The sequence below is a fragment of the Mesorhizobium helmanticense genome (assembly GCF_003034915.1).
In the GTDB taxonomy this organism is placed as follows: domain Bacteria; phylum Pseudomonadota; class Alphaproteobacteria; order Rhizobiales; family Rhizobiaceae; genus Mesorhizobium; species Mesorhizobium helmanticense.
The window spans coordinates 167,458-188,995 of the sequence record NZ_PZJX01000028.1 but is presented as its reverse complement, the minus strand read 5'-3'; the positions used below and the strand labels follow the sequence as shown (position 1 = coordinate 188,995).

Genomic DNA, 21,538 nt, shown 5'->3' with positions numbered 1-21,538 from the left:
TTCCGTTCGATGGCTGTGCGTCTGGAGAACCTCGTTGCCTGTACTCGTCACCGGAGCCGCGGGGTTCATCGGCAGCCATGTCTGCCATCATCTCCTCGACAGGGGAGAGGCGGTGGTGGGCGTCGACAACATGAACGACTATTACGATCTGGCGCTCAAGAAGGGGCGGCTCGCCCGCCTTCTGCCCCACCGGGATTTTTCATTTCACCAGCTCGATATTGCCGAACCGGGCGCGCTCACTACTGCCCTGGCCGGCAAGGGCATCGTCAGGATTGTCCATCTCGCCGCGCAGGCGGGCGTGCGCCACTCCCTCGACAATCCCCGGCTCTATGTCCGCTCCAACGTGATGGGCCATCTCGAAGTGCTCGAATTCTGCCGCGTCGAGTCCGCATTCGAGCACCTGGTCTATGCCTCGTCGAGCTCCGTCTATGGCGGCAATCGTACCGTGCCGTTCAGTGAGGCCGATCAGGTCGACAAGCCCGTGTCGCTCTATGCCGCCACCAAGAAGGCGGATGAGCTGATGAGCCATACCTACGCCCATCTCTTCGGCATCCCGCAAACCGGCCTGCGGTTTTTCACTGTCTATGGTCCCTGGGGCCGACCCGACATGGCCTATTGGATATTCACCCAGGCGATGCTCGAGGGCAGGCCGATCCGGGTGTTCAACAATGGCGAGATGTGGCGCGATTTCACCTATGTCGACGATGTGGTGAAGGCCGTCGTCGCCGTGCTCGACAAGCCCCCCACGGAGGTTCCGCCGAACAGGCTTTACAATGTCGGCAACAACCGGCCGGTGCGGCTGGGCGATTTCATCGACATTCTGGAAAAGCTGCTCGGTGTCGCGGCGATCCGCCGGAACGAGCCGATGCAGGCGAGCGATGTGGAGCGAACCTACGCCGACATCGCGGCGCTGGAGCGCGATTTCGGCTTCCGGCCGAGCGTTTCGATAGAAGATGGCTTGAAGAAGTTTGTCGACTGGTACCGGTCGGAATGGATGGCGCTATCCGAAACAAACCGGGAGTAACCAGCTGAAAAGCGCGCCGCGTGAATTCCATCACACGACGCGCTCCAAGGTGGCAAAGCCGAAAACAGCGTGGCTGGGGCCAAATGTTGCCATGTCGCCGATCCCCAGGCGTTACCCCCGGGAACCGGTCGTTTGGGCCTCTGCGGGATCCGGCAGATCCGCCCAGAAGTTCGTCAGAGCCTCAGCAACCGGCCCGGGCGCAATCGCGTTAAATTAGGCCGGCTTCGTATTCATCCGGCGAGAGATAGTCGAGTGCGGAATGCAGGCGCTGCCTGTTGTAGGTCCGCCAACATCAACTCTGGCTCTTTCAAACCGGGAAGTTTCCCCTTGACGATTTTTTCGTCTCTCTGACCGTGTTAAGCTAATTGGCCCGGGCTGCTTCAAAGAAGCGATCAAGGCCTCAGCGCCGGACGGTCCGCTCGGCTTCGTCGACGATTGCTTTGATCCGCGTCGGGGGAGGAGTCGAGATCAGCTGCAGTGCGATCCCGCGGGCCACTGGTGGCCGGAGGAGACGCCAGGATCCCTTGCCGCAATCCAAACCCTGAGGAACTGTCCCTGATTAGTGTCTCACCCAAGGGGGTCAGTCCACCATCTCCGGTATAAACCGTAACCCATGTGTCCGGAATGGACCCAGTGATATTTGGCTGGGGCGCCAGGATTCGAACCTGGGATTGTCGGTACCAAAAACCGATGCCTTACCACTTGGCTACGCCCCAACAGCCTGAACGCGCCGGCTGAGCGCGGCCTTATAGGACGAGCCGGGGGAAAGCTCAATGCCGGGATGGCGAGTGCGCGGAACTGATCCACCGGTTCCCGCGGATAGGCGTTCGTATCGTTCCCCGCGGCCGTGCGATGGCGTCTATTCGCCCCAAATCGCCATTTCATTGCCGGCCGGGTCGACGAAATGGAACCGCCTGCCGCCGGGAAATGAAAAGATCGGCCTGACGATCGTGCCGCCGGCATTTTCGATAGCGTCCAACGTTTCTTCCAGATCCTCGGAATAAAGCACAGGCAGCGGCTTGGCCGGCGCTTCCGCGGCATCGGCCTGAAAGCCGCCGTCGAGCCCTTCGGCAAAGGCCGAATAGGTCGGTCCGTAATCGGTGAACGACCATGAAAAGGCGGCGCTGTAGAAAGCCTTCACGCTGTCCAGCGTTCCGCCGGTCGCCGGCATTTCCAGGTAATCAAGTTTTCCCGTCGATCTCATCGGTGCAGGCTTCTGTTGATTGTTCATGGTTTGTTCTACAGGAAAGCCACCCGAATTGCAAGTCTTTTCGATGTCGCTTTTTCTTAATCGATTGTAGAGGGCGGCCGGCTTTGCCGACGCCTTGCCTTTCGCAGTGCAGCATCATATCGCTCGGAATGGGCACGGCGAAACTTCGGCTTCGTCAATCTTTTCAATCTCCTGCGAGTGGAGAGCAAGCATGACCAAATGGGTCTACACCTTTGGCGATGGCGCTGCTGAAGGCCGTGCCGGCGACAGGAACCTTCTGGGCGGCAAGGGCGCCAATCTGGCCGAGATGTGCAGCCTGGGGCTGCCGGTGCCGCCGGGCTTCACCATCACCACCGAAGTCTGCAATGCCTATTACGCCAACGCGCGATGCTATCCGGCGTCCCTGGAAGCGGATGTCGCCGTCGCCCTCGACCATATCGGCCGGCTGACCGGGCGCCGCTTCGGCGATCCCTCGAAATTGCTGCTGGTGTCGGTGCGCTCAGGTGCCCGGGCATCGATGCCTGGCATGATGGACACCGTGCTCAATCTCGGCCTCAACGACGAGACGGTCGAAGCGCTGGCCGCCGATTCGGGCGATGCCCGCTTTGCCTATGACAGCTACCGCCGTTTCATCCAGATGTATTCCGATGTCGTCATGGGTCTCGACCATGAGGTGTTCGAGGAAATCCTCGAAGACCAGAAGGGCGGGCTCGGCCATGAACTCGACACCGAACTGACGGCCATCGAATGGCAAGGCGTGATCGCGCTCTACAAGGCCAAGGTCGAGGAGGAACTCGGCAAGCCGTTTCCGCAGGATCCGCACGAGCAGCTGTGGGGCGCGATATCAGCCGTGTTTTCGAGCTGGATGAACAACCGCGCCATCACCTACCGGCGCCTGCACGATATTCCTGAAAGCTGGGGTACGGCGGTCAATGTCCAGGCCATGGTGTTCGGCAATATGGGCGACACCTCGGCCACCGGCGTCGCCTTCACCCGCAATCCCTCGACCGGCGAAAAGATGCTCTATGGCGAGTTCCTGGTGAATGCGCAGGGCGAGGATGTCGTCGCCGGCATCCGCACGCCGCAGAACATCACCGAAGCGGCACGCATTGCCGCCGGCTCCGACAAGCCATCGCTGCAGAAGCTGATGCCGGAGGCTTTCCAGTCCTTCGTCACCATCTCCGACCGCCTGGAAAAACACTACCGCGACATGCAGGATCTCGAATTCACCATCGAGCGCGGCAAATTGTGGATGCTGCAGACGAGGTCCGGCAAGCGCACCGCCAAGGCAGCGCTCAAGATCGCCGTCGAGATGGCGCGCGACAAGCTCATTTCGAAGGAAGAGGCCGTCGCCCGCATCGATCCCGCCTCGCTCGATCAGTTGCTGCATCCGACCATCGATCCGAAGGCCGCGCGCGACGTGATCGGCGTCGGCCTGCCAGCCTCTCCGGGTGCTGCCACTGGCGAGATCGTGTTCTCCTCCAACGATGCCGAGGAAGCCAAGGCGCAAGGCCGCAAGGCGATCCTGGTGCGCATCGAGACGAGCCCCGAAGACATTCACGGCATGCATGCGGCGGAAGGCATCCTGACCACGCGCGGCGGCATGACCAGCCACGCCGCGGTGGTGGCGCGCGGCATGGGCAAGCCTTGCGTGTCGGGCGCCGGCTCGTTGCGCGTCGATTACCGGGCCGGCACGCTGATGGCGATGGGATCGACCTTCCGCAAAGGCGACATCATCACCATCGATGGCGCCAATGGCCAGGTGCTGAAAGGCGCCGTGCCGATGCAGCAGCCGGAACTTTCCGGCGATTTCGCCACCATCATGGAATGGGCCGATGCGGCGCGCCGCATGAAGGTGCGCGCCAATGCCGAAACGCCGCTCGACGCGCGCATGGCACGTTCCTTTGGCGCCGAGGGCATCGGGCTTTGCCGCACCGAGCACATGTTCTTCGACGGCGCCCGTATCGTTGCCATGCGCGAGATGATCCTGGCCGATACGGAAAAGGACCGGCGCTCGGCCCTTGCCAAGCTATTGCCCATGCAGCGTTCGGATTTCCTCGAACTGTTCGAGATCATGGCCGGCCTGCCGGTGACGATCCGCCTGCTCGATCCGCCCTTGCACGAATTCCTGCCCAAGACCGAGGAAGAGGTGGCCGAGGTCGCCGCCGCCATGAAGGTGTCGCCGGACAAGCTCAGGCAGCGCACCGAGGCGCTGCACGAATTCAACCCGATGCTCGGCCATCGCGGCTGCCGTCTCGCCGTTTCCTATCCCGAAATCGCCGAGATGCAGGCGCGCGCCATTTTCGAGGCGGCCGTGGAAGCTGGCAGGAAGGCTGGAGCGCTGGTGGTTCCCGAGATCATGGTGCCGCTGGTCGGCCTGGTGAAGGAGCTCGACTACGTCAAGGCGCGGATCGATGCGGTTGCCGCGAGCGTCATGCAGGAGACCGGCGTCAAGATCGACTATCTCACCGGCACGATGATCGAACTGCCGCGCGCGGCGATCCGCGCCCATGTCATTGCGGAGACGGCTGAATTCTTCTCTTTCGGCACCAACGATCTGACCCAGACCACCTTCGGCATCTCGCGCGACGATGCGGCCTCATTCCTGGAAACCTACCGGCAGAAGGGCATCATCGAGCAGGACCCGTTCGTATCGCTCGACATCGAAGGCGTCGGCGAACTGGTTCGGATGGCGGCCGAGAAGGGCAGGGCGACAAGGCCGGCCATCAAGCTCGGCATCTGCGGCGAACATGGCGGTGATCCCTCGTCGATCCATTTCTGCGAAAAGATCGGCCTCGACTACGTGTCCTGCTCGCCCTACCGCGTGCCGATCGCCAGGCTGGCTGCCGCCCAGGCGGCGGTGCGGGTTGCGAAGGTCGGCCGCGGGTGAGGGTTCTCGGACCAATCGATGATGTCGATTGGTCCTGGCGGTCCCCGGTCTAACATTAAAATTTTGTAATTGAGTTCACGCGAAGTTGCGCGTTTCAGCTCCGAATCTCGACACCGTTTCTGCCCAATTTGCGGCTCCCAAACCGCTCCCGGCTGCAGAAACAGATGCCTCAGATTTTCCGCTCGATCCTGATCATCCAGACGAAGTTCATCGGCGATATAGTCCTTGCCTCCGCGCTCGCCAAAAACCTGCGGCTCGAATATCCCGAGGCCAGGATCGTGTTTCTCTGTGAAGCTCGCTTCAAACACTTTCTGACCGCTCACAGCATCGCCTCTGACGTCGTGACGTTCAGGCGTGCCCGCATGCGCGGCACGCCGTTTGAGCGCGGACACGAACTTTACACGATGGTGCGGACGCTGCGCCGGTTTGGCTTTGATCTGTCGATCGACCTGACCGATTCAAAGACCTCGCGGATCATCACGCGGTTGGTCAAAGCCAGGACCCGGGTGGGCTACGACCCTCCCGAAAGGCCCTTGCGCTGGCACGAGCCGCAGCCTGCCAACGTCCTGGCAAAACCGTTTGGCTTTGGCGAACGGCACTTCCTTTATCGCTATCTTTCGCCGCTCGAGGCACTTGGCGTCGATCTGCGTGTGCCGGTCCCGTCCATTCAACCGCTGCCGTTGGAAACAGCCAAAGCGCTGGCGCTGCTCGACAGACACCATCTTCGGCGCAACGCCTTCATCGCTGTGCATGCGGGTGCGAGTTTCGAGGGGCGGCAATGGCAGCCGGAGCGCTTTGCCATGACAATAGACGAGATCTCGCGGGAGACCGGGCTGGACTTCGTGCTTGTCGGCGGTCCGGACGAACGGATGCCCGCCGAGCGCATTGTCGCCAAGACCACTTCGCCTGTAGTCAATCTGGTCGGCACGACGCCGCTTGAAACATTGCTCGCCGTCCTAAAACAGGCACGGCTTTTCCTTGGCAATGAGAGCGGTCCGATGCATATGGCGGCCGCCGTCGGAACTCCGGTCGTCGGACTTTATGGCCTCACTGATCCGGCCAGATGGGGACCAGTCGGCGTCCCAGGCATTGCCCTCCAGCCCCTCTTTCCATGTCCGTGCGTGGCCAACAGACTGTGTCAATGGCCGGATCCGAGCAAGGCTTGTTGTGTCTGGCGCCTGGAGGTCAAGCCAGTTGTCGCCGCGATGCGGGAAGTCCTTTCACGCACGGTTAAGGACGTGGAGCACGTACACTGACGCCGCACTTGCCAAAGTTGGGCGTGGCGTTCAAGACTGCCGCGTCCTTGATGGCGCCGGCTTGGAAAACCAAACTATGCATCTGTTCCAAAAGCATTTTTGCGCGATCGCGATGTCGATATGGGTGGTATCCGCGGCCAATGCCGCGCCACTCGTCGAGCCGACGTTGCATATCAAGCCGGAGGCTGGCGGCAACGGTCGTGTCGCGCTTACGCTCGATGCCTGTGGCGGGCGGACCGACACAAGGATCCTGTCGGCCCTGGTGGAGAACAATATCCCGGCCACCATCTTCGTCACCGGCATCTGGCTGAAACGCAACGCCGCCGCCGTCGAGATCATGCGGGCGCATCCTGATCTGTTCGAGTTGGAAAACCATGGCGGCCGCCACGTCCCGGCGGTCGACACACCGCGCAAGATCTACGGCATCCGCGCCGCCGGCAGCCCGGCCGCGGTTCTGGCCGAGGTCGAGTCGGGCGCCGCCGCCCTTGCCGGCACCGGCGAGCCGGCACCGAAATGGTTTCGCGGCGCAACCGCCGAATACAGCCCCTCGGCCATCGCCATGATCCGCAAGCTTGGCTTCAAGGTCGCCGGCTTCTCGATAAACGGCGACGGCGGTTCATTGCTGGGAGCGAAGGAAACCGCACGCCGGATCGCCGCGGCTAAGGACGGCGATGTCATCATCTCTCATATCAATCAGCCGACCCATGCCGCCGGCGAGGGCGTGGTGCAAGGTCTGCTGGCGCTGAAGGCCAAGGGTCTCACCTTCGTGCGGCTCGATGAGGCCGACGGAATCGGCAACAACGGCACCACCGACTGACCGCGAAGTTCTGAGTATCCGCTGCTCAGTCCGGCGCGGCTTCGATCGTCACCTTGTTGGCATAGAATGCGCCATGATCGCGGATTTCGACCATCTCGTCGAAAGGCCGCTCATACGCCCACATCGCATCCTTGCCCGCCTCGGCAGCAGGCAGCACGCTCCAATAGCTCGCATCGCCCTTGTAAGGGCAATGCGTCGAGAACTCCGTCTTGCGAAGCTGGTCGAAATCGATGTCTTCGAACGGAATGTAGAGGACCGGGGGGTAGGGGGGCTCGGTCAGGAGCTTTGCCTTGGTTGACGAGGCGATAACAGTTTCGCCGCTACGCACCGTGACGGTGCCGCGGTAGGCCCCGACGGTGATGACCTTGCCGGGATTGCGTTGAAAGCCTGGTGCGGGATTTGCGATCTGGTCCATTGGCTGGGATTCTCCGTGACCGGCATGGGGCGCCGTCCGGAATAGGTGTGTCGAACGAGTGCGGTTCGCAAGGGCACCGTTCAACAAGTGACATACAGCCGGCGCCGCTCAGGTTCTGGCCTGGTGGCTCGTCTAACTGATCTTACCCGGAACGATCAGGCGGCAGCCTGAAATGCATCCATCAACCCGGCATAGGCGGCGGCGATGCCGGCCACCGGATTGGTGCTCCGCGACACCGTCTCGACCTTGAGCGCGCCACCGGCGGTCGGCAAGGTGAGAAGCAGGAACTGGCGGTTGCCGCCGTCACCCACGCATGCCGCGGCAACATGTTCGCCTTCGCCTTCGTTCTGGACGCACATCTTGAACAGCAAAGTGCCACCGACTGCCTCAAGGGCGCCGCCGACGACTTCTGCGAATTCGTCTTCGGAAACGGTCTTGGTGTCCGGCACCATATCGGCCAAGCTTTCGGCAAGTGTATTTTCGAGCGTATCGTCGTCAACCTGCGCGTCCATGCGAACCTCTTTCATTCGCCAATCGCGCCCCACCCCGTTAATCAAGATTAACGGCGACGATGGCCGGATTGTGGCGGTTTTCCCTGTGTTTTCGAGCAATGCACCGCTTCCGCGCCGGCATGGCTGGACAATCCACAGGTTCGTCTCACAATGGAACAAAAACCAGTGGGAGGAACGAATGCTCGGACTGATGCAGGAATGGCCGCTGCTCTGCCATAAACTTATCGACAACGCAGCCATGCAGCACGGCAACCGCGAGATCGTGTCGCGCTCGATCGAAGGCCCGATCGTCCGGACCACCTACGCCGACATTCGTCGCCGCGCCCTGGCGGTCGCCGAACGGCTCGAGCGCGACGGCTTCGGGCTTGGCGACCGCATCGCCACGCTAGCCTGGAACACGGCGCGCCATATCGAATCCTGGTACGGCATCATGGGCGTCGGCGCGGTCTATCACACGCTCAATCCGCGCCTCTTTCCCGAGCAGATCGTCTGGATCATGAACAATGCCGAAGACAAGGCGGTCTTCGTCGATCTGACATTCATGCCATTGCTCGAAAAGATCGCCGGCGCGGTCAAATCGCTGAAGAAGGTGATCGTGCTGACCGACAAGGCACATATGCCGCAAACGGCGCTGCCGGACGTCGTAGCCTACGAGGAATGGCTCGGCGAAGCCGACGGTGCGTTCGCCTGGAAGACGTTCGATGAAAATACCGCCGCCGGCATGTGCTACACCTCGGGCACGACGGGCGAGCCGAAAGGCGTGCTCTACAGCCATCGTTCGAACGTGCTGCACGCCATGATCGCCGCCATGCCCGACGCGATGGGCATATCCGCGCGCGACGTGGTTCTGCCGGTGGTGCCGATGTTTCACGCCAATGCCTGGGGCCTTGCCCAGAGCGCGCCGATGGTCGGCGCCAAGCTGGTCATGCCTGGCTGCAAGATGGACGGCGCCTCGATCTATGAATTGCTCGACACCGAGAAGGTGACCTTCAGCGCCGCGGTGCCGACCGTGTGGATGATGCTGCTTCAGCATCTGGAGGAGACCGGCAAGACACTTCCGCATCTGAAGCGGGTTGTCATCGGTGGCTCATCCTGCCCGCGCGCGCTCATGACAAAATTCCAGGACAGCTACGATGTCCAGGTCATCCACGCCTGGGGCATGACAGAAATGTCGCCGCTCGGCACGCTGTGCACCATGAAGCCGGACTATGCCGGTCTCAAGGACGACGCCCGGCTCGATGTCCAGAGCAAACAGGGCTATCCGCCCTTCGGCGTCGAGATGAAGGTGACGGATGACGAAAACAACGCGCTGCCCTGGGACGGCAAGACCTTCGGGCGGCTGAAGGTGCGCGGACCGGCTGTCGCTGGCGCCTATTATGGCGGGGTGGGTTCGGAACAGTTCGACGCGGAAGGCTGGTTCGATACCGGCGACGTCGCCCATATCGATCCATGTGGCTACATGCGGATCACGGACCGCGCCAAGGACGTCATCAAGTCGGGCGGCGAATGGATTTCGACCATCGACCTCGAGAATCTCGCTGTCGGTCATCCCGATGTCGCCGAGGCCGCCGCCATCGGCATTCCTCATTCGAAATGGGGTGAGCGGCCCCTGCTTGTCGTCGTCCGCAAGCCGGGCAGGGAACCTACCAAGATCGATATCCTTGCTTTCATGAACGGCAAGGTAGCCAAGTGGTGGATGCCGGATGACGTCGCCTTTGTCGGCGAAATCCCCCACACCGCCGCCGGCAAGATCCAGAAGACCAGCCTGCGCGAGCAATTCAGGGATTATCGCCTGCCAACGGATTGACGGGAAGGCTTTCCGCCTTCAAGCCGCCACCAAAGGCTCTAAATGTCCGTTTGGGTAGGGGCAGTGCAGAAAACGATGGAAATTGCCGAGCGACAGACGTCGAAGGCTGCCGGCTGGTCGCGGCGAACGGGCGCCTTTGCGGTGGTCCTGCTTCTGAGCGTTCTCATCGGCCATCGGTATGATCTCGTTGAAACGCCGGTTTTCCTTTGGGTGCTCGCCATTGTCGCGCTGCTTGCCGCTTTCGCGCTTCTGTTCGCCGGATTTGCCTTTTCGAGACTGTGGAATTTCGGCGATCGCGGCGGTCGCGACCTCGCCGTCGGCGCCTTGCTGGCGCTTCTGGTGCTCGCTCCTTATGGTGTCGTCGCCTACCAGGCGGCGACCTATCCGCCGCTGAACGACATCTCGACCGATCTTGACGATCCGCCGGCGCTCGCCGCCACCCGGACGGGTGACATGAATATGCTTTCGCCGCCGACCCCGGGCGAGCAGCGCTTGCAAACCGAGACCTATTCGCTGGTCACCGGGCGCAGCTACGATCTGCCCTTCGATAGCGTCCTCCAAGCAGTAAAAACCGTGCTTGGCCGGCGGGATTGGCAGCTGGCAGTGCCGTTTCCCGACGCGAGTGGGCAAAGCGAGGTGACCATCGACGCCCTGGCCAAAAGCTTTGTCCTCAGCCTTCCCGCCGATGTCGCCATCCGCGTCGCAGACGATGGCGATACTGTCATCGTCGACATGCGCTCGGCCTCCCGCTACGGCCGCTACGACCTTGGCGACAATGCGGCCCGCATCGTGGATTTTCTGGCCGAGCTCGATCAGGAGGTCGCCGGCCAGGTGGGCGTAGCGCCAGCCGAATGATGTCTACGCCGCAGGCACAAAAATGCCGTCGATGGCTGGGTCGCCATCAGTGCTCACCAGATCGCGCGCCACCAGGTCCTCCAGATGGGCAAGCACGGACAGGCTGGCGGCGCCATGCAGGCGCGGGTCGGTGTCGCGATAGATCGCCTTGACCATGTCCTCGATCGTGCGGTCGCCGCCCTTGATCCGCTCCAGGATCGCGCGTTCACGCATCTTGCGGTGGGTCTTCAATCCGCGCATGAAATTGCGCGGCGCGGTCACCGGCCCGCCATGGCCAGGCAGCAGCAGGCGATCGTCGCGCGCGATCAGCCGATCGAGCGACATCATATAGTCGGCCATGGCGCCATCCGGCGGCGCGATGATCGAGGTCGACCACGCCATGACATGATCGGCCGAGAACAGGACGCCGGTTCCCTCTAGCGCAAAAGCGGCGTGATTGGCCGTGTGGCCCGGCGTCAGCACCGTTCTGATCGCCCAACCGTCGCCGTCGATCACCCCATCGTCGGGCAGGGCGATGTCGGGAGCGAAGGCGATGTCGGCGCTGGCATCGAGCGGATTGACCTCGCCTGTGCGCAAGGGCCTCGCCGGGCGATGCGCGCCTTCGGCGAGTACGACCGCGCCTGTATGCTGCTTGAGCCGGGCTGCCAGCGGGGAATGGTCGCGATGCGTATGGCTGACGAAAATGTGGCTGACCGGCCTGTCCGCGATCACCTCGATCAGTGTCTCGAGATGCGCGTCGTCATCCGGTCCCGGATCGATGACCGCCAGCGTCTCGCGCCCGATGACATAGCTGTTGGTGCCGTGGAAGGTGAAAGGGCTGAGATTGGGGGCGGTAATGCGGAGCACGTCGGGCGCAACGGTCACGCCCCGGCCGTAGGACGGGTTGAAGCGTGTGTCGAATTCCAGCGCCATGGCGAGTGTCGCGACCTTTATTGGGGGGAAGGCAAAACCGATTGCCGCATAGCACGGAAGCCAATATAGGAAAACGCATGGCCGCGTTCGGCGGCAATCCGAAGATGGGGAAGACCATGGCAATTGCAACGACGATGCGTCCGCTTGTTTCTCTCGCTCTGCCTGAAAAGGGCGCGACCCGCCTTGCGACGCAGCTTTTGCTGGCGATCGCCGGAACGCTGGTGTTGACGCTCGCGGCCAAGACGAAAGTTTTGCTCGGCCCGGTCGACATCTCGATGCAGACCTTAGCCGTCTTTCTGATCGCCGCGGCGTTCGGCATGCGCCTCGGCGTCGCCACGCTGCTTCTCTACATGGCCGAGGGCGCCATGGGCTTTCCGGTCTTCCAGAGCACGCCGGAAAAGGGCATAGGCATCGCCTACATGCTGGGGTCCACCGGCGGTTATCTTGCCGGCTTCGTGGTCATGGCGGCGATCGTCGGCTGGGCTGCCGATCGCGGCTGGGATCGGCATCCGATCAAGCTCTTCAACGCGCTTCTGGTTGCCGAGATCGTCATGATGGCAATGGGCTTTGCCTGGCTGGCGCTGCTGATCGGTGCGGAAAAGTCGTGGCAGTTCGGCGTTGTGCCCTTCATCATTGGCGACCTGATCAAGGTTGCCCTGGCGGCGAGCTTGGTGCCGGCCGCGTGGTCGCTTCTGAAGCGCTCCTGATCTCTGGGTCAACCGGATCGGCTGAAACACCGGACCAGAGATGGCCCGGGGTTTCTCCGATAGCAGGTTGGCGATCGATCGATGGCGGGTTCCCGAACTGACGGGCTTCGCTTCGCAACGACGGGCCGGCGACGCCGTCACACTATCTTCAAGTCAGCGACTTAAGGAGAGGACGACCAGCGATTCGTCGTGGCCAAGGTAACCAGACAGCTACACATCGGCGCATTGCCCAACATTATTCCTCCTACAGCTAATAAAGAAAGCGGCCCGATGACTTCTTAGGCACGGCTAAAGTCTATGCGCAATTTGCGGGAATTTTTTCGACCAGCCATCTTGATTCTCGCGACATAGTTGCTTGCTGGTAACCTCACGCTGTCGTAACCCTTCATGCTGACCATGCCGAAACCCGCGAAGGCGAGTCGCGTGATTAGTTCGGAAAAAACAATGGACAAGGCGAATATTTTGTCGCAACGGCCAGCTGTCAGTCCGGCAACCCGCTGGTACGCGGCCAGTGTATTTCCGGGAAAGGAGAGCGTCGCCGAATGGCATCTCCAGAGGCAGGGCTTTCACCCATTTGTGCCTCGCTACGAGAAGACCACGCGTCATGCCCGGCGCCTAGAAACGCGGTCAGCGGCATATTTCCCGGGTTATATGTTCGTCGCCCTCGATGTGGCGCTGCAGCGATGGCGCTCGGTCAACGGAACATTGGGCGTGCGCTCGCTGGTCATGCAGGGCGACCGGCCGTTGCCGGTCCCCTCGGGGTTGGTGGAACGGTTCATTGCGCTGACCGGCGAGGACGGCCTGCTGGATTTTCGCGGCGGCCTCGCTGCGGGCGCTTCGGTCCAGATACTTTCCGGGCCTTTCGCCGAGATGATCGGGCGGCTCGATCGGCTCGATCCCGCCGGGAGGGCCCGGGTTCTTGTTGCCTTCATGAACGGCGAAGTCGCTGTTGACCTCGACGCCAGGGATCTCGTCGCAATCGCATAACTGAGGAGCGTTGGCGCTCGGTCATGCGGTGTAAGCTGTGGCAAAGTCGGCTCTCGGGTTTTCACCCGGGAGTGCGGTAGCCATTGTTGTGGCCGGGGATGCCGGTATAATAAAGATGTTTGCCGCCACTTGTGGGGAGGGGCGTTCCGCGCAGGGCCTGATTGGCATCGTGTGGTCGCCTTATACTGAATGAATACCGAGCCCTGCGATTTTTGCGTTTTGCATTGAATGCACGACGGTTCACAGCCTGTTTCGGCAGTCCATCAGAGAGCGCTTGCAGTTGAATGCTCCCATCGTAAAACCGCGAAATCAACGACACCTGCTGCATCGTGTCAGGTTTCAGCTTCTTGGCGGGTTGTCTTTTGCAATTTTGGCGCCCGCGTTGATTCGCATGGCGATTGACCCGCAGATATTTTATTATTCCAATCTGCGCATTACCGTTTTTGCAGGTATTGTTGCACATACTGCAGGTTTCTTTTCTTTTCGTCGAATAGGAAATTTCCCGGGCGTCGCGGCCGCGGGTTATATTTTTCCAACATTTTCATTATGCTACGGAATTGTGTATTTGGCGATTTTCTTGTTCCGTATCGACTACAGCGCCTTCCAGGCGGCCAGTAGCTTGACGCTATCAATTCTCTGGTATTTCGGTCTGAACATATTGAGCCGTCGCCTGGATCCCTACAGCCTCGCCGTGGTTCCAGGCGGAGCGGTTGCCCGCCTTCACGAGATTGGCGGCGTGAATTGGCATTGGCTTGCCTCTCCCGATATCATCGTTGACCGGGTAAATGGCGTCGTTGCCGATCTCCGATCCGATCTTTCGGATGAATGGGAGCGGTATATCGCCGATAGCGCGCTTTCGGGAACGCCGGTCTACCATGTCAAACAGATCAGCGAGTCGCTCACCGGCCGGGTGGAAATAGAGCATCTTTCCGAAAATACTTTGGGATCTTTGAATCCAAATCAGGCATATTTGAAAATAAAGCAGGCGATAGACTGGATTTCAGCTCTGTTTATTCTCGTTGTCTTCTCACCATTGCTTTTGTTTGTGGCGGTTGCGATAAAAATTGACTCAGCTGGCCCTGCCCTGTTTAGGCAAAACAGGATGGGATATAGAGGAAGAATCTATCAGGTTTACAAGTTTCGGACGATGAAACTCAACGCCGCTGTCGGCAATGAAAAGGAAGAGGCCATCACAAAGGCCGACGATGCGCGCATCACGCGCCTTGGACAGTTCCTGAGAAAGTCAAGGATCGATGAATTGCCGCAAGCCATAAACATCTTGCGCGGCGAGATGAGCTGGATCGGCCCGCGGCCGGAAGCGCTCGTGCTCTCGCAGTGGTATGAGGCGGAGCTGCCGTTTTATCGATATCGGCACATCGTTCGGCCCGGCATTACCGGATGGGCACAGGTCAACCAGGGTCATGTTGCGGCCGTGGACGACGTTTTGGAAAAACTTCACTACGACTTCTACTATATCAAGAACTTCTCGCCTTGGCTCGACGTGCTGATTGTGTTTCGGACCATCCGGACCATGCTGACAGGGTTTGGTGCTCGTTGAATGTTAATTGTGAGAGCCGATTTTCGAGACGTCGCCGGGTATTATGATGTCTAAAGTTACACTGCTCAGCGTTGAGAATATCGTTGTCGATTCCGGAGAAGAACAATGACTAAGAAAACCGCGCTCATTACCGGCATCACTGGCCAAGATGGCGCCTATCTGGCGGAACTTCTTCTGGCAAAAGGCTATGATGTCCACGGCATCAAGCGGCGGTCGTCGTCGTTCAACACCGGCCGCATCGACAATCTCTATCAGGATCCGCACGAGAAGAACGTCAGGCTGTCGCTCCACTATGGCGACATGACCGACGCCACGAACCTCATCCGCATCGTCCAGGAGGTGCAGCCTGACGAAATCTACAATCTCGCTGCACAGTCACACGTTCAAGTGAGTTTCGAGACCGCTGAATACACCGGGAACGCCGATGCTCTGGGGACGCTGCGTCTCCTGGAGGCGGTTCGACTGCTCGGCTTGGCCAAGAAAACAAGATTCTATCAGGCGTCGACATCCGAACTCTATGGCAAGGTTCAAGAGGTTCCGCAGAAGGAGACAACGCCCTTTTATCCGCGATCGCCTTACGCTGCAGCCAAAATTTATGCGTATTGGATCACGGTGAACTACCGCGAGGCCTACGACATCCACGCCTCCAACGGGATTCTTTTCAATCACGAAAGTCCGATGCGGGGCGAGACTTTTGTGACGCGTAAGATCACACGCGCGGCTGCCGCGATCAGCCTGGGTCTCCAGGACAAACTCTATCTCGGCAACCTGTCTGCCGAGCGCGATTGGGGGCATGCTCGCGATTATGTCGAAGGCATGTGGAGAATTCTTCAGCGGGACGTGCCCGACGACTATGTGCTTGCCACCGGGGTGAAAAACTCGGTACGCCGATTTGTCGAGCTTGCCTTTGGCGAGGTCGGGATCGAGATCCAATGGGCTGGTTCGGGTGTCGACGAAAAAGGCGTCGACGCAAAATCCGGCGATGTTCTGATCGAAGTTGATCCAAGGTACTTTAGACCCACCGAAGTTGAGCTTCTGATAGGCGATCCATCGAAAGCGGAGCGCATCCTCGGATGGAAAGCTAAAACGTCGCTGGCTGCGATGGTGCGCGAGATGGTCCAGTCCGACCTCGAGACGGTAAGACGGGAATCCGAGCATCGTCGTCTGGACGAGGATCGCATTCGCGTTGCGGCACGGTAAGGAAACGTTGGACCGAGTTGAGATGAAAATCTCGGTTTTAACGGTCTGCTGGAACTCGGCCGCGACGATCAGGCATACGGTCGACAGCTTCTTTGCCCAGGATCATCCTAACAAGGAGTTGGTGGTCGTCGATGGCGGATCGTCGGACGAAACGCTGGCGATAGTCCAGTCCTATCCACAGGACCGGATCCAATTGATCAGCGAACCCGACAGTGGGATGTACGACGCCTTGAACAAAGGATTGCGTCTCTACACCGGAGACGCAGTAGGCGTGCTGAATTCCGACGACTGTTTTCACGACCACACCGTGCTAGGGCGAATTTCGGCAGGGCTGGAACAGGCCGATATCGTGCATGGCGATCTGGATTTTGTTGAAAACCATCTCAACAAGCGTGTCGTAAGGCGCTGGCGGGCCGTTCCCAGGCCCGCCAAGGGTTTTCGGACTGGGTGGATGCCAGCCCATCCAACGTTTTACGTCAGGCGGAAAGTGGCGGAGACGGTCGGCCCGTTCGACCTCGATCTCAAAGTCGCATCAGATTATGATTGGATGCTGAGGGCCATTGAACTTCACGGATTCGAATCGGTCACCACCAACCACACATTGGTGGACATGATGGTTGGCGGCGCCAGCACGCGCAGCCTGGGCTCTTACATCGGGCACAATTTGGAAGCGTTGCGGTCGCGGCGCCAATGGCTGAGTTCCGGTCCGATCGACTATGCGCTTGTTGCCAAGCCGGTGCGCAAGCTGGGGCAGTTTCTATCGAAAATGCACCGAAGCAACGGTCCTCCCGCCTGAAGGCGGGCAATTCGGGCGATGCCTAGCGGATAATCCCCGAGATATATATGGATCGAGCGTTGCGACCTTTGGACGACCGAGCACTACAAAGAATCAACAACAATTCCAAGCTGCAGAGCCCTGACGATGAATGACCCAAAGAGCATTTTGGAGCCGATCGGAGGTTATGTCCTCGACCTCGTCGCGAAGCTGCGCAATCGACAGTTTGTCCCGCATTCGCTGACGAAGCTGCACAATATGAAAACGTGCCGGGATATGGCTGGCGCTACGACAGCGGTGGAGATTGGTTCTTACAAGGGCGTCACGACAAAGCGAATGTCTCGTCTGTTTGAGAAGGTGATCTCAGTCGAAATTGACGAAGCACTGTATCATCAAGCCAGCCAGCGCTGTGCGGGACGCAAGAATGTCGAGTTGCTGCTCGGCGACGGCTCCAAGCTGCTGCCGGAAATAGCTACGCGGGTGAACAAGGCCCTCATCTTTCTGGACGGTCATTTCAGCGGTGGTATCACCGGTCAAGGTGACGAACCCGAACCTGTGCTGAAGGAACTTGACCTCATCCAGGCCAACCTGGACCGTTTCTGCGCGGTCATCGTAGACGACTTTCGCTTGTTTGGCGTCGAGCCGGGATGGCCGCGAAAGGCCGAAGTCATGGAGAAGTTGGAAGACGTTTTGCCTGCGCCCGAATGGATTCATGGCGTTCTCAACGATCAGTTCATCGCGGTTCGCAAAAGAACGGCAAAATGAGCGAACACCGAGTACGCCACGCCCCTGCTGCGAGCAGGTTGCAGGCGAAAATTGCCCTTACTTTCATATCTGGCGATTTGGAATGTTCCGAAGCATCCTGACCGTCCTGTCGGGGTCGGTGATTGCGCAGATCATTGCAGTTGCCGTTCTTCCCATCCTGACACGGCTCTATGATGCTGAAGCGTTCGGCCGGTATCAGATCTATATTTCGATACTGAACATAGCGGTCATGTTCGTGGCATTTCGCTATGAAGTAGCGCTTCTAAGCGCGCGGCCGGGAAGGGTTTATGAAAATCTGCTAAAATTGACATTTCGGCTCTGTATCTGGACCAGCATGGTCGCTCTTCTTGTCGCCGGCGCCGTCGATTTGTTGATACCGGGTGTCCTGTCATCCTTGCGCGGCATCGTCTTCTTTTTACCCGTTGCGATGGCCGTCGCGGGCATCTACCAGATGCTCACCTTCTTGCCGATCCGCGACCGTAACTACGGCCTGAGCGCACGGTCCAAAATCCTGCAGTCGGTAGGGTTCTCCTTTGGCGCACTTGGCTTTGCCTTTCTTCCTGTGATTGGCGTCGGGCTCGTTCTGGCCGATGTATTCGGCCGGGCCTTCGGGGCCATCAGTGTGCTCTTCGAGAGTGGCAAACTCTGGCGCACTTTGATCTCTCCGCTCTCTTTTTCGGAGATGAAGTTTACGGCAATTCGTTTCCAGAAATATGGCCTCCTCACCTTCCCGGGAACCCTTCTGTCGTCCCTAAGCGCCGCGGTCGCGCCATTCGCCTTTCTGGCACTGTTCAACCTCGAAGTCGCAGGACAGTACTCCCTCCTCGAGCGGTTTATCCTGATGCCGGTTGGTGTCATCGCGGCGGCTGTTTCGCAGGTCTTCACCGGCGAATTGTCGACACTCTATCGTACAGACAAGAAAAACTTGAACAGGGCGTTTCGACGGTCGCTCTTTCAGCTTCTTGCCATCGGTCTGGTGCCGACAGTGCTCGGGATGATGCTTTCACCAAGCCTCGTTCCGCTCGTCTTTGGCGCCGATTGGACCATGGCCGGTAAGCTCTGCGCCATTGCGTTTCCGATCGCATACATCCGCTTTGTCGCTACAGCATTGACAATGACTCTTATCATTATCGACCGCCAGTCGCTTCAGTTTACTTGGGAAATAGGCCGGTTCCTTTTCACTTTGTGCGTCTTCGGCTGGCTCGGCTGGGTAGGTGTCGATAATCCAATGACCGTTATGGTTTGGTACGGATTGGCGACTGGCGTTACCTATGCTCTCCAACTTGCATTGGCTGACCATGCAACGAAGATAGTCAATCTGCAGGCAAGGGAAAGCGAAGGAATCATTTCATGACAATGAGCTTGGCGTTTGCCGCACAGCGAGTTTTCGGCATGTTCGGCTATCATTTGAGAAAGCTCGATCGCGGTGTTCGGATCGATGACTCGTTCGAGGAGCAATTACGTCTCGCAGGCGATGCCGCAACAATCTTTGAAGTAGGAGCAGCCGACGGGCGGGATACGCGCACCTACGTTGACAGGTGTCCGAAGGCGATCGTTCATGCTTTCGAGCCTCTACCAGAAAATTTTGCCAAGCTTCGCATCGTTGCCGAGAGCGAGTCGCGAATCGTTCCGGTCAACGCGGCGGTCTCTTCGAAAGTTGGAACAGCTTCCTTTCATGTCGCAGCCCTTCCCGACGCCAGTTCCTTGTTCAGCCCGCGGCGAACTGGTTCAAGATTTGACAAATATATGTCGGAAAATGACGTGATAGAGGTTAATGTTACAACAATAAGTGAATACTGTAAGGAAAATAACATAGAAAGCATAGATCTATTTAAGATGGATGCTCAGGGTTCTGAGTTGAATATTTTAAAAGGAGCCGAAAATCTTATTATCAAGAAACGCATAAGGATTATATATTCCGAAGTTTTATTTATGAAGATATACGAGGGATGTTGCCAGTTCCACGAGGTGACCGCCTATCTCGATCAATTCAACTATCGGCTTCACGCTATCTACAACCAGCATCATAACGAGTCCGGCCGACTGGCCTGGGCCGATGCGATCTATCTTCCTGATATTGATTGATTTCCGCTAGTTTCGATAGGGAGGCAGGCGCTCATGGCACATCTCTATGGCTATCCCGATATCGGCCGCTTCGGTCTTGGTCACAGCATGCTTGCCTGGGCGCGCTGTGAGGTATGGTGTCGAAATAACGATGCACAGATGCTCGGACCGCGTTGGTTCCGCCCACGTATCGGTCCCTACTTGCGCCGCGAACGGGACAAGCGCGAGTATTTCAGGCTCTTTGACAACAAGGGTTATGTCGGCGAACCATGGCGCACCGCACTCCTCGCAACTGCACGAAAGGTTCCGGCAGAGGCGGCTGCATCCGTGGCATATGACGGCAGGAACACGGTGGTTGTCTTCAAGAATGCGGTGGGATCAAATTTCGAGAAGCATTTCCATGAAGTTCGCGGCCACGGTCCGGTCCTGTATGACGCGTTTCGCAGGATTACCCGCAAAAAATACCTGCCGGAAGCCCCGGCCGCGCCTTTCCTCGCTGTCCATGTGCGCCTTGGCGACTTCTCCCGCTTCGACGTGAATCGGGCCGAGGTTGGGACGCACAATCAGAGGCTTCCGATCGAATGGTATTGCGATAGCCTCGTCGCCCTTCGTGAGGCATTGGGCACGAACATGCGGGCTCGTGTCTTTTCCGACGGAGATGATACTGAACTTGCTCCGCTGCTCAGTCTTCCGGACGTACGCCGAGCCAATGACGCGGAATCGGTCACGCACATGCTGGAAATGACCCAGGCAAGTGCGATCATCGGAGCTGGCTCGAACTTCAACCTGTGGGCGGCCTTTTTTGGACAGGTGCCGCGGATCACCTATCCAAACCAGGCGATCGTTGCGGTAAATGACGATCCGGCCCGCGAAACGAGCTTCCATGATGAGGCGCCACTTCCTGAGGTGTTCGTAAAGCAGGTCAGGACACAGTTCACAAATCGAGAAAAGCAAAGCGAGCTGACCTAAGGGCTGGCTGATGCAATCTATAGCGAAGTCCGGGTTTCGCCCGGCTGGCAGGAAGAGGAGTGTGGTGATTCTCAACAGGTTTATCGGCTGGAACAGGAGCGCAGCAGCATGGCTGGAACGCCGCTTTCCCCGAGTTTTCGGCGCACCGTCGTATAAGGCGGAGCTTGAGCGGCGTATCGCTAAGGACGTTGCGCGCCTGACGCCGGCGGCCATCCTTGAGGTCGGCGGCATTGACAGGCCGCTTCTGGAGCGCAGTGCCGATTTCACTTATATCGGTCTCGACATCGAGGAGAAGCCTGACTGCCATCGCATCTACGATCAGTTTGTAGTCCAGTCGATCGAGCAGCCCGTTGATGTCCAGGCGGATATGCTCATTTCGATCACGTTGATGGAGCATGTGCCTGATAACAAGGCGGCGGCGCGTTCGATGTTCCTGGCGCTGCGGCCAGGTGGCGTGATGCACCACTATATCCCGTCGAAGTGGCATCCCTATTCGGTGGCATTGCGGATCGTCGGACCCGTCATGCAAAGATGGTTGATCCCGTATCTCAGGCCAGCGGCGGTCGGCGTTACCGGCTACCCGGCTTTTTTCGACCATTGCTCCCCTTCGGACATGACGAAGCTGTTTCGCAGTCAGGGATTCGAGCAGGTAGACGCCAAGTCGTTTTACCGTGCCAGCGACTATTTTGCTTTCTTCTTGCCCGCGTACGTTTCCGTCGCTCTGTTCGAGAATCTTTGCGCCCTGCTGAACTGGCGCATCTTCTGTTCCGGCTTCGTCATCAGCGCTACAAAACCCACGCAATAGCAAGAACGGA

20 protein-coding genes and 1 tRNA gene are annotated in these 21,538 nt (G+C 59.1%); 16 read left to right on the top strand and 5 right to left on the bottom strand.

What is annotated here, in order from left to right; all coding sequences use genetic code 11:
- The first annotated feature begins 34 nt into the window (after positions 1–34).
- Positions 35–1,024: an NAD-dependent epimerase/dehydratase family protein gene (locus C9427_RS15505; protein WP_107650002.1), complete on the top strand. Its 990-nt coding sequence runs from the start codon at positions 35–37 to the stop codon at positions 1,022–1,024.
- 641 nt (positions 1,025–1,665) lie between these two features.
- On the opposite strand, the gene C9427_RS15500 is transcribed toward C9427_RS15505, so the two are convergent.
- Together C9427_RS15500 and C9427_RS15495 are read right to left on the bottom strand one after the other, a co-directional pair.
- Positions 1,666–1,740, bottom strand: a tRNA-Gln gene (locus C9427_RS15500).
- Between the two features lie 143 nt (positions 1,741–1,883).
- Positions 1,884–2,228, bottom strand: a complete 345-nt coding sequence (locus C9427_RS15495; protein ID WP_107650172.1) for a VOC family protein — start codon at positions 2,226–2,228, stop codon at positions 1,884–1,886.
- Between the two features lie 217 nt (positions 2,229–2,445).
- On the opposite strand from C9427_RS15495, the gene ppdK reads away from it, so the two are divergent.
- The 3 genes from ppdK (at position 2,446) to C9427_RS15480 (ending at position 7,197) form a co-directional block, all read left to right on the top strand.
- Positions 2,446–5,124, top strand: a complete 2,679-nt coding sequence (gene ppdK / locus C9427_RS15490; RefSeq protein ID WP_107650001.1) for a pyruvate, phosphate dikinase — start codon at positions 2,446–2,448, stop codon at positions 5,122–5,124.
- Positions 5,125–5,288: 164 nt separating this feature from the next.
- Complete coding sequence (locus tag C9427_RS15485) at positions 5,289–6,380, top strand: glycosyltransferase family 9 protein (protein WP_107650000.1); 1,092 nt, start codon at positions 5,289–5,291, stop codon at positions 6,378–6,380.
- Positions 6,381–6,456: 76 nt separating this feature from the next.
- Entirely contained in the window at positions 6,457–7,197 is a 741-nt protein-coding gene (locus C9427_RS15480; protein ID WP_107649999.1) for a polysaccharide deacetylase family protein, read from the top strand.
- Between the two features lie 25 nt (positions 7,198–7,222).
- Here C9427_RS15480 and C9427_RS15475 read toward each other — a convergent pair whose 3' ends face one another.
- Positions 7,223–7,612, bottom strand: coding sequence for a DUF427 domain-containing protein (locus C9427_RS15475; RefSeq protein ID WP_107649998.1), 390 nt, complete (start codon positions 7,610–7,612; stop codon positions 7,223–7,225).
- Positions 7,613–7,767: 155 nt separating this feature from the next.
- Positions 7,768–8,124, bottom strand: coding sequence for a hypothetical protein (locus C9427_RS15470; RefSeq protein ID WP_107650171.1), 357 nt, complete (start codon positions 8,122–8,124; stop codon positions 7,768–7,770).
- Positions 8,125–8,302: 178 nt separating this feature from the next.
- Here C9427_RS15470 and C9427_RS15465 point away from each other — a divergent pair, with 178 nt between their 5' ends.
- Entirely contained in the window at positions 8,303–9,931 is a 1,629-nt protein-coding gene (locus tag C9427_RS15465) for a fatty-acid--CoA ligase (protein ID WP_107649997.1), read from the top strand.
- Positions 9,932–10,006: 75 nt separating this feature from the next.
- Positions 10,007–10,786, top strand: a complete 780-nt coding sequence (locus tag C9427_RS15460; protein WP_107649996.1) for a DUF1499 domain-containing protein — start codon at positions 10,007–10,009, stop codon at positions 10,784–10,786.
- A gap of 3 nt (positions 10,787–10,789) precedes the next feature.
- Here C9427_RS15460 and C9427_RS15455 read toward each other — a convergent pair whose 3' ends face one another.
- The gene (locus C9427_RS15455) at positions 10,790–11,698 is read right to left on the bottom strand and encodes an MBL fold metallo-hydrolase (protein ID WP_107649995.1); all 909 of its coding nucleotides are present in this window, start codon (positions 11,696–11,698) and stop codon (positions 10,790–10,792) included.
- A gap of 116 nt (positions 11,699–11,814) precedes the next feature.
- Between C9427_RS15455 and C9427_RS15450 the strand changes: the two genes are divergently transcribed.
- From C9427_RS15450 to C9427_RS15405, 10 genes are all read left to right on the top strand, one after another.
- Positions 11,815–12,405, top strand: coding sequence for a biotin transporter BioY (locus tag C9427_RS15450; protein ID WP_107650170.1), 591 nt, complete (start codon positions 11,815–11,817; stop codon positions 12,403–12,405).
- 387 nt (positions 12,406–12,792) lie between these two features.
- Positions 12,793–13,392, top strand: a complete 600-nt coding sequence (nusG, locus tag C9427_RS15445) for a transcription termination/antitermination protein NusG (protein WP_107649994.1) — start codon at positions 12,793–12,795, stop codon at positions 13,390–13,392.
- 274 nt (positions 13,393–13,666) lie between these two features.
- On the top strand, positions 13,667–14,950 hold the full coding sequence (locus tag C9427_RS15440) for a sugar transferase (protein WP_245437082.1): 1,284 nt from the start codon (positions 13,667–13,669) through the stop codon (positions 14,948–14,950).
- Positions 14,951–15,055: 105 nt separating this feature from the next.
- The gene (gene gmd / locus C9427_RS15435; protein ID WP_107649992.1) at positions 15,056–16,150 is read left to right on the top strand and encodes a GDP-mannose 4,6-dehydratase; all 1,095 of its coding nucleotides are present in this window, start codon (positions 15,056–15,058) and stop codon (positions 16,148–16,150) included.
- 22 nt (positions 16,151–16,172) lie between these two features.
- Positions 16,173–16,946 (top strand): glycosyltransferase family 2 protein, encoded by a 774-nt coding sequence (locus tag C9427_RS15430; protein WP_146172550.1) that lies wholly within the window; start codon positions 16,173–16,175, stop codon positions 16,944–16,946.
- Positions 16,947–17,072: 126 nt separating this feature from the next.
- Positions 17,073–17,690 (top strand): class I SAM-dependent methyltransferase, encoded by a 618-nt coding sequence (locus tag C9427_RS15425; protein WP_107649990.1) that lies wholly within the window; start codon positions 17,073–17,075, stop codon positions 17,688–17,690.
- An 82-nt stretch (positions 17,691–17,772) separates the two neighbouring features.
- Positions 17,773–19,044, top strand: a complete 1,272-nt coding sequence (locus C9427_RS15420) for a lipopolysaccharide biosynthesis protein (RefSeq protein ID WP_167434364.1) — start codon at positions 17,773–17,775, stop codon at positions 19,042–19,044.
- Positions 19,041–19,775: an FkbM family methyltransferase gene (locus C9427_RS15415; protein ID WP_107649988.1), complete on the top strand. Its 735-nt coding sequence runs from the start codon at positions 19,041–19,043 to the stop codon at positions 19,773–19,775. The genes C9427_RS15420 and C9427_RS15415 overlap by 4 nt, the downstream gene beginning before the upstream one ends.
- Positions 19,776–19,808: 33 nt before the next feature.
- Positions 19,809–20,723, top strand: a complete 915-nt coding sequence (locus C9427_RS15410) for a hypothetical protein (protein ID WP_107649987.1) — start codon at positions 19,809–19,811, stop codon at positions 20,721–20,723.
- 61 nt (positions 20,724–20,784) lie between these two features.
- The gene (locus C9427_RS15405) at positions 20,785–21,528 is read left to right on the top strand and encodes a methyltransferase domain-containing protein (protein WP_167434363.1); all 744 of its coding nucleotides are present in this window, start codon (positions 20,785–20,787) and stop codon (positions 21,526–21,528) included.
- Positions 21,529–21,538: the final 10 nt, after the last annotated feature.